Source organism: Stagnimonas sp. FW305-C-60, assembly GCF_058782965.1.
The window spans coordinates 1,114,242-1,125,316 of record NZ_JBYSYF010000002.1 but is presented as its reverse complement, the minus strand read 5'-3'; the positions used below and the strand labels follow the sequence as shown (position 1 = coordinate 1,125,316).

Genomic DNA, 11,075 nt, shown 5'->3' with positions numbered 1-11,075 from the left:
ATCCGCAATCCGCAATCCGCAATCCGCAATCCGCAATCCGCAATCCGCAATCCGCAATCCGCAATCCGCAATCCGCATGTCCGCCATCCTGGTCCTGATCACCGCGCCCGCCGAGGCCGCGCCGGCCCTGGCGCGCGCCCTGGTCGAGGCCAGGCTCGCCGCCTGCGTCAACCTGCTGCCGGGGCTGCGCTCGGTCTACCGTTGGCAGGGCGAGGTCTGCGAAGAAGGCGAGACCCTGCTGATCGCCAAGACCGCCAGCGAGCGCTTCCAGGCCCTGCGTGAGGCGGTGCTGCGGCAGCATCCCTACGAACTTCCCGAGATCGTCGCGGTCAAGCTCGACGACGCCCACCCTCCCTATCTGCAATGGCTGCTATCCCAGGTTTCCGACTCTCCCTCGCCCTGAGTGGCGCTCTGCTGCTGGCATTGCCGGCTGCGGCCGGCGAGAGCCTGTTCAAGTCCAAGGCCCAGGCCGACGCCCTGCTGCCGGTGGATCAGGCCTTCCAGTTCGACGGCGCGCGCCGCGAGGGCGGGGCGCTGCAACTGCAATGGACGGTAGCGCCCGGTTACTACCTGTACCGGCACATGCTCAAGGTGACGGTCGACGCGCCGGCCAAGCTGAAGCTGGCGTCGCCGCAGCTGCCCAAGGGCGAGCCCAAGCAGGATGCGGAGTTTGGCAGCGTCGAGATCTACCGGGGCCGGGTGCAGGCGCGCATTCCGCTGGCGGCGGACGCGCCGCTGCCGCGCACGCTGCGGGTGCGCTACCAGGGCTGCGCCGACATCGGCGTCTGCTATCCGCCGCAGACCAAGCTGGTGGCGGTGCGCTGATGACTGTTTTCTCGCGCCAGGCGCTGGGGGCGGCGCTGATCGCCGTGGTCGCCGCCGCAGGCGGTTTTCTGGTGGCCCGGCAGTTTCAGCCGGCGCCGCCGGTGATCCCCGAGGGCGTGCCGCGGGTGCCGCCCGCCAATGGGGCGCTGGAAGGCCAGCTGGCGCCGGAGCTGAGCCTCAAGGATCTCGACGGCAAGCCGCGCCCGCTGTCGGAATGGCGCGGCCGCTGGCTGCTGGTCAATTTCTGGGCGACCTGGTGTGCGCCCTGCATGGAAGAGATCCCGGTACTGATCCGGGCGCAGGCCGAGCGGGGTGCCCAGGGCCTGCAAGTGCTGGGCGTGGCCATGGACGAGACCGAGGCCGTGCGCCACGCGGTGGCGGAAATGGGTTTCAACTACCCGACCCTGGCCGGCGACGAGGCGGTGCTGGCGGCGATGGAGAGTCTGGGCAACAGCCTGGGGGCGATCCCCTACACGGTGCTGATCGGGCCCGACGGCGTGATCCGGCACCTGGAAATGGGCGGGATCGACGCCGCCAAGCTGAAAATGCTGCTGGAACGCTTCCTGCCTCCGGCGGCTTGATGGTCGGTTCACAAAGTGGTCAACAAAATCTGCTAAGTCGCACCCATCTCCGCTGATTTGCGTCTCACCTCGCCCTTGGGGCAGACTCCGTTCATCTTCGTGAACCGCGTCGTGCTGCCTTGAGCCACCTGCTGCTGGTCAACGGTCCCAATCTCAACCTGCTCGGCAAACGAGAGCCGGGGATTTACGGGCACCAGACCCTGTCCGGCATCGAATCGGCCTTAAGCGGCGAGGCGGTGGTGCTGGGCCATCGCCTGAGCTGCTTTCAGTCCAACCACGAAGGCGCGCTGGTGGATCGCATCCAGCAGGCGGCGGTGGAGGCGGTGGAGGCCATCATCATCAATCCCGGCGCCTACACCCACACCAGCATCGCCCTGCGCGACGCCCTGATCGCGGTCAACCTGCCCTTCGTCGAAGTGCATCTGTCCAACGTCTACGCACGCGAACCCTTCCGCCAGCATTCCTACCTGTCGGATAAGGCGGCGGGCGTGATCGTCGGCTTTGGCCCGGCCGGTTATCGCCTGGCCCTGCTGGCCCTGCACGACCGTCTGCGGCCGCCGGTCTAGCCGCCTTTCTGAGTTTCTTTCCCCACATCCCGGTCAACGGCAACGAACCGCTGATCCTCCCTTGGAGCCTCACCCCGTCATGGACCTGCGCAAGATCAAGACGCTCATCGACCTGGTAGAAGAGTCCGGCATCGCCGAGCTGGAAGTGAAGGAGGGCGAGGAGAGCGTGCGCATCAGCCGCTATCCCACCGGTGGTCTGGCGCAGCAGGTGATGTTGCCGCCGGCCGCCTATGGGCAGTACGCGCAGCCGCCGGCACCCGCCGCGCCTGCCGCCGCCCCCGCGGCGCCGGCGCCTGCCGCTCCGGTCAGCAACCAGCACATCGTCAAGTCGCCGATGGTCGGCACCTTCTACCGCTCGCCCTCGCCGGGTGCCAAGTCCTTTGTCGAAGTCGGCCAGACGGTTAAGGCCGGGCAGGTTCTTTGCATCATCGAAGCCATGAAGATGCTCAACCAGATCGAGGCCGACAAGAACGGCGTGATTGCCGCGGTGCTCGCCGAAAACGAGAAGCCGGTGGAGTTCGATCAGCCGCTGTTCGCCATCGACCCCGCGTAAGGCGGCCGGCGCCATGTTCAACAAGATCCTGATTGCCAATCGCGGCGAAATCGCCCTGCGTATCCAGCGTGCCTGTCGCGAGATGGGCATCAAGACGGTGGCGGTGTATTCCACCGCCGACCGTGACTTGAAGCATGTGCTGCTCGCCGACGAATCGGTGTGCATCGGCCCGGCGGCCGCCTCCGGCAGCTACCTGAACATGGCGGCGATCATCTCCGCCGCCGAAGTCACCCAGGCCGATGCCATCCACCCCGGCTACGGCTTTCTCTCGGAGAACGCCGACTTCGCCGAGAGTGTCGAGAAGTCCGGCTTCGTGTTCATCGGCCCGCGTTCGGAAACCATCCGCCTGATGGGCGGCAAGACCAGCGCCAAGGCCGAGATGATCGCCGCCGGCGTGCCCTGCGTGCCCGGCTCCGAGGGCGTGCTGCCCGACGACGAGGCGAAGTGCCGCGAGATCGCCCAGAAGGTCGGCTACCCGGTGCTGATCAAGGCCGCCGCCGGTGGTGGTGGTCGTGGCATGCATGTGGTGCGCGAGGAGGGCGAGCTGATCAACAAGATCCAGCTCGCCCGCACCGAGGCGCTCAATGCCTTCAAGGACGGTTCGGTATTCCTGGAGAAGTTTCTGGAGGAGCCGCGCCACATCGAGATCCAGGTGCTGGCCGATGGCCACGGCAACTGCGTGCACCTGGGCGAGCGCGACTGCTCCATGCAGCGCCGCAACCAGAAGGTGATCGAGGAAAGCCCGGCGCCCGGCATCACCGCTGCTCAGCGCGCCGAGATCGGCGCACTTTGTGTCGAGGCCTGCAAGCGCATCGGTTATCGCGGCGCCGGCACCATGGAGTTCCTGTACGCCAAGGGTCACTTCTACTTCATCGAGATGAACACCCGCATCCAGGTCGAGCATCCGGTGACCGAGCTGGTGACCGGCATCGACCTGATCCAGGCGCAAATCCGCGTCGCTCAGGGCGAGACGCTGTGGATCGACCAGAGCCAGGTGGTGCCGCGCGGCCACGCCATCGAGTGCCGCATCAATGCCGAGAACCCGCGCACCTTCGTGCCCTCGCCGGGCGAGATCAAGCGCTACCACGTACCCGGTGGCCCGGGCGTGCGCATCGACTCGCACTGCTACGCCGGCTACAAGGTGCCGCCCAATTACGACTCAATGATCGGCAAGCTGATCACCTATGGCGTCACCCGCGAGTCGGCGATGGCGCGCATGCGCATCGCGCTCTCGGAGATGGCGATCGACGGCATCCAGACCAACATCCCTCTGCAGCGGCGCATCCTCGACGACGAGACCTTCGTCGCCGGCGAGCACCACATCCATTACCTCGGACAGATGCTGGAGCGCGGCGAGGGCTGAGCGGTAGGGCGACGCCGACCGAAGGCGCCGCGCGGCATCAAGCTGGAAAGGGGCGGAGCCGATCTAGTGGGCATAGCCCCGTCGCCAGGTTTCGCCATGCTCGCCACGCCCGCCACGCTGATGTCCCGCATCCACACCCTGCCGACGGTGCCCAAGGTGGTGCAGGAGCTGATCGCCACCTTCGATCAGCCGCAGATCGACCTGACACGCATCGCCAGGCTGGTGAATACCGATCCGGTGATCGCCGCCAAGGTCTTGCGGCTGGCCAATTCCGCCTATTACCGGCGCAGCCGCACGGTCACCAGCGTCAACGACGCCATCGTGTTCATGGGCCTGGACGCGCTGCGCATGCTGGTGGTCGGCGCCGGCTTTGCCGCCAGCGTCAAGGTGCCGGCCTCGCTGGGGCGCGAGCTGTTCTGGCGCTATTGCCTGCATACCGCGGTCAGCGCCCGCTACTTCGCCGGGCAGTGCGGCGAGGATGCGCAGGCGGCGTTCACCGCCGGTCTGCTGCACGCCATCGGCGAACCGCTGATGGTGATGGCGATGGAGGAGGAGCTGCGCGAGGTGGAGCGCCAGACCCGCTTCTTCGACCGCGAGCGCGCCGTCTGCGAGCGCGCCCAGGTGGGCTTCGCCTATTCCGATCTCGGTGCCGAGCTGACCGAGAGCTGGCGGTTTCCGCCGGGCATGGTCGACGCCATCCGCCATGCACCGGAGCCGCTCCACGCCGAGGATTTCTCGCGCGCCGCCGCCTGCGTCTACCTAGGCAGTCATTTTGCCGCCGGCTACGAGCGCCACGATGCCGCCGACATCAGTCTGATGACGCTGGACGTCCGCGTGCTCGACCTGCTGGGGCTGGACCTGACGGTGGCCGAGAAGATGCCGCCGGTCGACAAGCTGGCCAGCGGGCTGGAGGAACTCGTGGCCTAAAAGCAGCACCGGCGCGGCGCCAGCGCGCTACCCTAGGCGCCCCTTGCGTTGATCCCGCGTACCTCCCATGGCCTGGTTGCAGCTGCGTGTCTTTACCCGGACTCCCGAATTTGCCGAGGAGCTGCTGAGCGCCCACGAGGCTTCGGCGGTGAGCTTCGTCGATGCCGCAGACAGCCCGATCCTGGAGCCGCTGCCGGGCGAGACGCCGTTCTGGCCAGACACCATCACCCAGGCCTATTTCAAAGAAGACCAGGATCTGGAGCCGGTGCTGGCGGCGCTGCGTGAGGCCCTGCCGGAAGCCGAGGCGCTGCGCACCGAGACGCTGCTGATCGAGGATCGCGACTGGGTGCGGGTCTGGCTGGAGCACTGGCCGGTGCAGCGCATCGCCGAGAAGTTCTGGGTGGTGCCGCGCGCCAAGCGCCACGAGGTCACCGAGGCCGATGCCACCGTGCTGCTGCTCGACCCCGGTCTCGCCTTCGGCACCGGCACCCATCCCTCGACCTATCTGTGCCTGGAATGGCTGGCGCAGACCGACCTCAAGGGCCGCACGGTGCTCGACTTCGGCTGCGGCAGCGGCATTCTCGCCATCGCCGCGCTGCTGCTCGGCGCCGAGCGTGCGGTATGCGTCGACATCGACCCGCAGGCCCTGACTGCCACCCGTGACAACGCCGAGGTCAATGGCGTCGCCGATCGGGTGACCACCTTGCTGGCGGAAGACTTCCAGCCGGCGCCGCACGGCGTGCTGGTCGCCAACATCCTGGCCAATCCGCTGATCCAGTTGGCGCCGCTGCTGGCCGCCTGCGCCGAGCCGGGTGCGCCGTTCGCGCTGGCCGGCCTGCTGGAGCGCCAGGCCGACGAAGTGCGCGCCGCGTATGCGCCCTGGTTCGTGTTCGCGCCGGACGGCCAGCGCGAAGGCTGGAGCCGCATCAACGGCTGGCGACAGTAAGGCTGTCACAAAAATCCGGCGTACTGAACGCTTTTTAACCGCCGGCCTTGGGGGTATCATTGCCGCCCTTTTCGCTGCGCACGGACGCCCAAGCGTTCGTATGACCCATGTCGTTCAAGCCCTACGAGCGTGACACCAAGCCGCTCAGCCATGCCGTCTCCGACAGCCTCAACGATTACTTCCGGGCGTTGAACGGCCACGCGCCGGAAAACCTCTACGACGTGATCCTGGCGCAGGTCGAGCCGCCGCTGCTGCGCGCCACCCTGGCGTATTGCCGTGGCAATCAGTCCAAGGCCGCCGACATGCTGGGTCTGAACCGCGCCACCCTGCGCAAGAAGCTGGGCCAGTACAAGATCAGCGCCAAGGCCACCGCCGGCGCCCTGGCCGCCGCTCGCGGCCAGGGTCTGCCCGAGCGTCGCCTGTGAGCATCGTCGCCGCGCAAGTCGCGCCCACCACGCTCGCCAAAATCCGCCGCGCCCTGCTGTCGGTCTCCGACAAGGCCGGAGTGCTGGAGCTGGCCCAGGGCCTGCAACAGCGTGGGGTCGAGCTGCTCTCCACCGGCGGCACCTGCAAGCTGCTGCGCGACGCCGGCCTGAAGGTCACCGAAGTCGGCGAGCACACCGGCTTCCCGGAGATCATGGACGGCCGGGTCAAGACCCTGCATCCGAAGATCCACGGCGGCCTGCTCGGCCGTCGCGGCCACGACGACGCGGTGATGGCCGAGCACGGCATCGCGCCGATTGATCTGTTGGTGGTCAACCTCTATCCCTTCGAGCAGACCGTCGCCAAGCCCGGCGTCGCCGACGCCGACGCCATCGAGAACATCGACATCGGCGGTCCGGCGATGCTGCGCGCCACCGCCAAGAACCACGCCCACGTCGGCGTGCTGGTCGACCCCGCCGACTACGCCGCGCTGCTGGCGGAACTCGATGCCCAGGGCGGCCTGACGCTCGCCACCCGCCGTCGGCTCGCGCTCAAGGCCTTTGCGCTGACCGCCCGCTACGATGCGGCGGTCGCGGCCTACCTTTCCAGCGTCGCCGAAGACGGTAGCCGCGATCCCTTCCCGGCGGTGTTCGGCATCCAGCTCAACAAGCTGCAGTCGCTGCGCTACGGCGAGAACCCGCACCAGCGGGCCGCCTTCTACAGCGAGGCGAATCCGCCAGTGGGTTCGCTGGCCGCGGCCAGGCAGCTGCAGGGCAAGGAACTCAGCTACAACAATCTGGCCGACGCCGACGCGGCGCTGGGCTGCGTGCAGGCCTTCGTCAAGCCGGCCTGCGTGATCGTCAAGCACGCCAATCCCTGCGGTGTGGCGGTGTCGCTGGACGGCATCCGCGCCGCCTACGAGCTGGCCTACCAGACCGATCCCACCAGCGCCTTCGGCGGCATCATCGCCTTCAACCGGCCGCTCGATGGCGCCACTGCGCAGCTGATCGTCGGCCGCCAGTTCGTTGAGGTGATCATCGCCCCCAGCGCCGACGCCGAGGCGGTGGCGGCGGTGGCGGCCAAGCCCAATGTGCGCCTGCTGGTCACCGGCGAGTGGCCCTCGCAGCCGGCGGCGAGCTTCGACTACAAGCGCGTCGGTGGTGGTCTGCTGGTGCAGGACGCCGATCTCGCCCTGCCCAGCGAAGCGGGTCTGAAAGTGGTGACCAAGCGCGCGCCTACCGAGGCCGAGATCCACGACCTGATCTTCGCCGCCAAGGTCGCGAAGTTCGTCAAGAGCAATGCCATCGTCTACGCCCGCAACCGCCAGACCATCGGCGTCGGCGCCGGCCAGATGAGCCGCGTCTACTCGGCGAAGATCGCCGGCATCAAGGCCGCCGACGAGAAGCTCACCGTCGCCGGCAGCGTGATGGCCTCGGATGCCTTCTTCCCGTTCCGCGACGGCATCGACGCCGCTGCGGCTGCCGGTATCCGCGCGGTGATCCAGCCGGGCGGTTCGATGCGCGACAGCGAGGTGATCGCCGCCGCCGACGAACACGGCATGGCGATGGTGTTCACCGGCGTGCGCCACTTCCGCCACTGAGGCGACGCGCACAAAAAAGCCCGGCTACGGCCGGGCTTTTTTGCGCGCGCAACAGGCTTTAGCGATGGCGGCCGCCGTGGCGGTGGTCGTCGTTGCCGCGCCAGTAGCCGCGATCATCGTCGCGTCCACGCCAGTCGCCACGGTCGTCGTGACGGCAGTGACGGCCGTGTTCGTGCCGATCCCAGTCGCGGTCGTAGTAATAGACCGGCGCCGGGCGGTAGTAGACCACCGGTTCCGAGTAATAGCGGGGCGGCGGATAGCGATGATGGCGTGGCGATTCGATCACCACCGCGGGCGGGTAGGGCAGGCCGATGCCGACATAGACCCGGGTGTCGGCCAGGGCCGCGGTCGGCAGCAGGCTGAGGCTGGTCAGGCCGGCCAACAGACCACAGACGATGCGCTTGTTCATGGGGTGTGCCTCGAATAAGGGCGGACCAGGGAGTAGGCCGCAGTGGCAGCCTCGCGCCAGCGCCTGAACCGGCTCTGAACTGGCTCCGGAGCCGCTGCGCGTCACGCAATCGTCACGCGCCGGCCGGAAAATCCGCGCACATGAAAAGAGCCCGTCCCAGCAGCAAGGCCATCAGCGCCAAGCCCGGCAAGGCCCAGGTTGAAGCCGGCAAGACCCACTACCGCACGGTCTGGATATCCGACGTGCATCTCGGCACCCCCGGCTGCAAGGCCGAGCATCTGGTCGAGTTTCTGAAGAGCCACACCTGCGACACGCTCTACCTGGTCGGCGACATCATCGACGGCTGGAAGCTCAAGAACAGCTTCTACTGGCCGCAGGAGCACACCAACGTCGTGCGCAAGGTGCTGACCAAGGCCAAGCGCGGCACGCGGGTCTACTACGTGACCGGCAACCACGACGAGTTTCTGCGCAAGTTCGTCGGCTTTCGCCTGGAGCTGGGCAACATCAAGTTCGTCAACGAGGCGGTGCACCAGACCGCCGATGGCCGCAAGCTGCTGATCACCCACGGCGACGCCTTCGACGTCATCACCCGCTACCACGCCTGGATCGCGATGGCCGGTGACACGCTCTACGAAGGCACCATGCGCTTCAACTACTGGTTCAACCGCGCGCGCAGCATGCTGGGTATGGGCTACTGGAGTCTGTCGGCCTTCGCCAAGCAGCACGTCAAGACCGCGGTGAACGTGGTCTCCACCTTCGAGGATTCGGTGGCACACGAATGCCGTCGGCGCGGTCTGGACGGCGTGGTTTGCGGGCATATCCACCACGCCGAGCTGCGCGACATCGGCGGCGTCACCTATCACAACTGCGGCGACTGGGTGGAGAGCTGCACCGCGCTGGTCGAGCATCTGGACGGTCGCATCGAGGTGATCCGCTGGGTGCAGATCGACCATCTCAACCAGCTGCGCAAGCCGGCCAAGCCGCGTCTGCCGGTGGTCGAGGCCGCGGCCGAGGCCGCCTAGGGCCTCTAGCCCTAGGCCAGGAACAGCGCCAGCTGGGAGACCAGCTCGCGCACCGCTTCGGCGGACTTCTCGTAGCGGCGATCCTGCAGGCCGGAGGCGCGCACCCAGATGCCGTCCGGTGCCTTGTCGCGCTGATCCGGATGACCCCAGGTCAGCGACAGCAGGCGATTGGGCTGGCCCTCGCTGCGTACCACTCGCAGCACGATCTCGTGCCGGCGCTCGGAAACCTCGAAGTAGCGGATGCGGCTCTCGCTGGCCAGCCGCGCCTTCATCGCCTCGGCATAGGCCAGGGTGGTGCGCCATTCGCGCAGCAGCTCGGCCTGGCGCTGGCGCTGGCTGTCTTCCTCCTGTTCGCGAAAGCTGCGGATCGAACCCAGCAGGCGATCCAGTTCCTGCAGATCGGGGCTGCCGTCATGGGCCATCTGCGGGTTGCTGTCGCCGCCGCTTGGCAGCGCCGGCGTTTCCGGCTCGGCATTGGCGGCCAGCGCCGGCCGCGGAATGGTGGCGGCCAACTTCGGCTCCACCGCCGTCGGCGTCTCGTCGATGAAGCGCATCGCCACCCGGCCAAAGGCGACGCTGTCGCCATGCACCAGCTCCTGGCTGCTGATGCGGCTGCCGTTGACCCAGGTGCCGTTGCTGGAATTGAGGTCATGCACGGTGACCCGGCCGTCGCGCAGGATCAGCGCCGCGTGGCGGCCACTGACCGCCGGCTCCGGCAAGCGCAGGTCGTTGCCGGCATCGCGCCCCACCGAGATCCGTTCGTGCCGCAGGGGAAATGCGAGCGGTGCCTGTCCCGGCACCTGCCAGACCAACTTCGCCATGATGTCTTTGAGTCGTTCCCGCGTGGAATTCTTGCCCGGCCCTAGCCTGACCCAGCAAGCGGCTGCCCCGCAAGAGCCGGCCGCTCCTCTATCATCGCCGCCCGGATATCGAGGGCAGTACCTCCATGTGGTTCAAGAATCTGCAGATCTACCGTCTGGCCAATGGTTGGGCCATGACTCCCGGCGGCCTGGAGGCAGTGCTTGCCAAGCAGCCGCTGCTGCCCTGTAGCGGCCTCAGCCTACAGACCCGCGGCTGGGTACCGCCGGTCTCCGGCGAGGGCGCGACCGGCCTGGTGGCCTCGCTGGGAAAGCATCTGCTGATCGCCATGGGCAGCGAGCAGAAGATCCTGCCCGCCAGCGTGGTCAACCAGGAGGCCCTGGAGCGTGCCGCCGAGCTGGAGCAGAAGCAGGGCTACAAGCCCGGCCGCAAGCAGCTGCGCGACTTGAAGGAGCGGGTGACCGCCGAGCTGTTGCCGCGCGCTTTCGCCAAGCGGCGGGTGACCTGTGCCTGGATCGATCCCGACGCCCGCTGGCTGGTGGTCGATGCCTCCAGCCCGGCGCGCGCCGAGGAGCTGCTGGAACAGCTGCGCAACAGCCTGGGCGAGCTGCCGGTGACGCGTCTGGAAACCGAGCTGTCGCCGCAGGGCGCGATGACCCAGTGGCTGACCCTGGGCAAGGCGACGCGCGATTTCGCGCTCGACAGCGAATGCGAGCTCAAGGGCACCGGCGAAGACGGCGCCACCGTGCGCTACCTGCGCCACGATCTCTCGGTGAAAGAGATCCGCGAGCACATCAGCGGCGGCAAGCTCGCCACCCGGCTCGGCCTGGTCTGGCGCGAGCGCCTGAGCCTGCTGCTGGTGGAGCCTTTCCAGGTCAAGCGCCTGAAGTTTCTGGAGATGGAAAAGAACGGTGACGAGTCCAGCTTCGCCACTCCCGAGCAGCAGTTCGAGGCCGACTTCACGCTGATGACCGGCACGCTCTCGGCGCTGCTGGCCGATCTGGTCGAGGCGCTGGGCGGCGAGAAGGCCTAGCCGCTTGT

General features: G+C 67.6%; 14 protein-coding genes. 12 read left to right on the top strand and 2 right to left on the bottom strand.

Annotation, left to right across the window (positions count from 1 at the left end):
• The first annotated feature begins 76 nt into the window (after window positions 1–76).
• From cutA to purH, 10 genes are all read left to right on the top strand, one after another.
• Window positions 77–403, top strand: a complete 327-nt coding sequence (gene cutA / locus AC3WT6_RS12020; RefSeq protein WP_492653811.1) for a divalent-cation tolerance protein CutA — start codon at window positions 77–79, stop codon at window positions 401–403.
• Entirely contained in the window at window positions 364–825 is a 462-nt protein-coding gene (locus AC3WT6_RS12015; protein WP_492653810.1) for a protein-disulfide reductase DsbD N-terminal domain-containing protein, read from the top strand. The genes cutA and AC3WT6_RS12015 overlap by 40 nt, the downstream gene beginning before the upstream one ends.
• Window positions 825–1,406: a TlpA family protein disulfide reductase gene (locus AC3WT6_RS12010; protein WP_492653809.1), complete on the top strand. Its 582-nt coding sequence runs from the start codon at window positions 825–827 to the stop codon at window positions 1,404–1,406. The genes AC3WT6_RS12015 and AC3WT6_RS12010 overlap by 1 nt, the downstream gene beginning before the upstream one ends.
• Window positions 1,407–1,525: 119 nt before the next feature.
• Window positions 1,526–1,972, top strand: coding sequence for a type II 3-dehydroquinate dehydratase (gene aroQ / locus AC3WT6_RS12005; RefSeq protein ID WP_492653808.1), 447 nt, complete (start codon window positions 1,526–1,528; stop codon window positions 1,970–1,972).
• A 79-nt stretch (window positions 1,973–2,051) separates the two neighbouring features.
• Window positions 2,052–2,525 carry an acetyl-CoA carboxylase biotin carboxyl carrier protein gene (gene accB / locus AC3WT6_RS12000; RefSeq protein ID WP_492653807.1) on the top strand — a complete coding sequence of 158 codons (474 nt, stop codon included), beginning with the start codon at window positions 2,052–2,054 and terminating at the stop codon, window positions 2,523–2,525.
• A gap of 13 nt (window positions 2,526–2,538) precedes the next feature.
• Window positions 2,539–3,888 carry an acetyl-CoA carboxylase biotin carboxylase subunit gene (gene accC / locus AC3WT6_RS11995; protein WP_492653806.1) on the top strand — a complete coding sequence of 450 codons (1,350 nt, stop codon included), beginning with the start codon at window positions 2,539–2,541 and terminating at the stop codon, window positions 3,886–3,888.
• A 96-nt stretch (window positions 3,889–3,984) separates the two neighbouring features.
• The gene (locus AC3WT6_RS11990; protein WP_492653805.1) at window positions 3,985–4,815 is read left to right on the top strand and encodes an HDOD domain-containing protein; all 831 of its coding nucleotides are present in this window, start codon (window positions 3,985–3,987) and stop codon (window positions 4,813–4,815) included.
• A 67-nt stretch (window positions 4,816–4,882) separates the two neighbouring features.
• Window positions 4,883–5,761, top strand: coding sequence for a 50S ribosomal protein L11 methyltransferase (prmA, locus tag AC3WT6_RS11985; protein WP_492653804.1), 879 nt, complete (start codon window positions 4,883–4,885; stop codon window positions 5,759–5,761).
• A gap of 107 nt (window positions 5,762–5,868) precedes the next feature.
• Window positions 5,869–6,186 carry a helix-turn-helix domain-containing protein gene (locus tag AC3WT6_RS11980; RefSeq protein ID WP_492653803.1) on the top strand — a complete coding sequence of 106 codons (318 nt, stop codon included), beginning with the start codon at window positions 5,869–5,871 and terminating at the stop codon, window positions 6,184–6,186.
• Window positions 6,187–6,227: 41 nt separating this feature from the next.
• The gene (gene purH, locus AC3WT6_RS11975; protein ID WP_492653841.1) at window positions 6,228–7,784 is read left to right on the top strand and encodes a bifunctional phosphoribosylaminoimidazolecarboxamide formyltransferase/IMP cyclohydrolase; all 1,557 of its coding nucleotides are present in this window, start codon (window positions 6,228–6,230) and stop codon (window positions 7,782–7,784) included.
• A gap of 58 nt (window positions 7,785–7,842) precedes the next feature.
• Here purH and AC3WT6_RS11970 read toward each other — a convergent pair whose 3' ends face one another.
• Window positions 7,843–8,193 (bottom strand): hypothetical protein, encoded by a 351-nt coding sequence (locus AC3WT6_RS11970; RefSeq protein ID WP_492653802.1) that lies wholly within the window; start codon window positions 8,191–8,193, stop codon window positions 7,843–7,845.
• 140 nt (window positions 8,194–8,333) lie between these two features.
• Between AC3WT6_RS11970 and AC3WT6_RS11965 the strand changes: the two genes are divergently transcribed.
• Window positions 8,334–9,215: a UDP-2,3-diacylglucosamine diphosphatase gene (locus AC3WT6_RS11965; RefSeq protein ID WP_492653801.1), complete on the top strand. Its 882-nt coding sequence runs from the start codon at window positions 8,334–8,336 to the stop codon at window positions 9,213–9,215.
• 11 nt (window positions 9,216–9,226) lie between these two features.
• Here the strand turns inward: AC3WT6_RS11965 and AC3WT6_RS11960 are convergent, their stop codons facing one another.
• On the bottom strand, window positions 9,227–10,036 hold the full coding sequence (locus AC3WT6_RS11960; protein ID WP_492653800.1) for an FHA domain-containing protein: 810 nt from the start codon (window positions 10,034–10,036) through the stop codon (window positions 9,227–9,229).
• Between the two features lie 125 nt (window positions 10,037–10,161).
• Between AC3WT6_RS11960 and AC3WT6_RS11955 the strand changes: the two genes are divergently transcribed.
• Window positions 10,162–11,067, top strand: a complete 906-nt coding sequence (locus tag AC3WT6_RS11955; RefSeq protein ID WP_492653799.1) for a recombination-associated protein RdgC — start codon at window positions 10,162–10,164, stop codon at window positions 11,065–11,067.
• Window positions 11,068–11,075: the final 8 nt, after the last annotated feature.

Excerpts from the sequence above, each read along its gene's own strand:
- cutA (WP_492653811.1), top strand. The coding sequence starts at position 77 with ATGTCCGCCATCCTGGTCCTGATCACCGCGCCCGCCGAGGCCGCGCCG.
- AC3WT6_RS11955 (WP_492653799.1), top strand. The coding sequence starts at position 10,162 with ATGTGGTTCAAGAATCTGCAGATCTACCGTCTGGCCAATGGTTGGGCC.
- AC3WT6_RS11990 (WP_492653805.1), top strand. The coding sequence starts at position 3,985 with ATGCTCGCCACGCCCGCCACGCTGATGTCCCGCATCCACACCCTGCCG.
- AC3WT6_RS12015 (WP_492653810.1), top strand. The coding sequence starts at position 364 with ATGGCTGCTATCCCAGGTTTCCGACTCTCCCTCGCCCTGAGTGGCGCT.
- accC (WP_492653806.1), top strand. The coding sequence starts at position 2,539 with ATGTTCAACAAGATCCTGATTGCCAATCGCGGCGAAATCGCCCTGCGT.
- AC3WT6_RS11960 (WP_492653800.1), bottom strand. The coding sequence starts at position 10,036 with ATGGCGAAGTTGGTCTGGCAGGTGCCGGGACAGGCACCGCTCGCATTT.
- AC3WT6_RS11980 (WP_492653803.1), top strand. The coding sequence starts at position 5,869 with ATGTCGTTCAAGCCCTACGAGCGTGACACCAAGCCGCTCAGCCATGCC.
- AC3WT6_RS11965 (WP_492653801.1), top strand. The coding sequence starts at position 8,334 with ATGAAAAGAGCCCGTCCCAGCAGCAAGGCCATCAGCGCCAAGCCCGGC.
- AC3WT6_RS11970 (WP_492653802.1), bottom strand. The coding sequence starts at position 8,193 with ATGAACAAGCGCATCGTCTGTGGTCTGTTGGCCGGCCTGACCAGCCTC.
- prmA (WP_492653804.1), top strand. The coding sequence starts at position 4,883 with ATGGCCTGGTTGCAGCTGCGTGTCTTTACCCGGACTCCCGAATTTGCC.
- accB (WP_492653807.1), top strand. The coding sequence starts at position 2,052 with ATGGACCTGCGCAAGATCAAGACGCTCATCGACCTGGTAGAAGAGTCC.
- AC3WT6_RS12010 (WP_492653809.1), top strand. The coding sequence starts at position 825 with ATGACTGTTTTCTCGCGCCAGGCGCTGGGGGCGGCGCTGATCGCCGTG.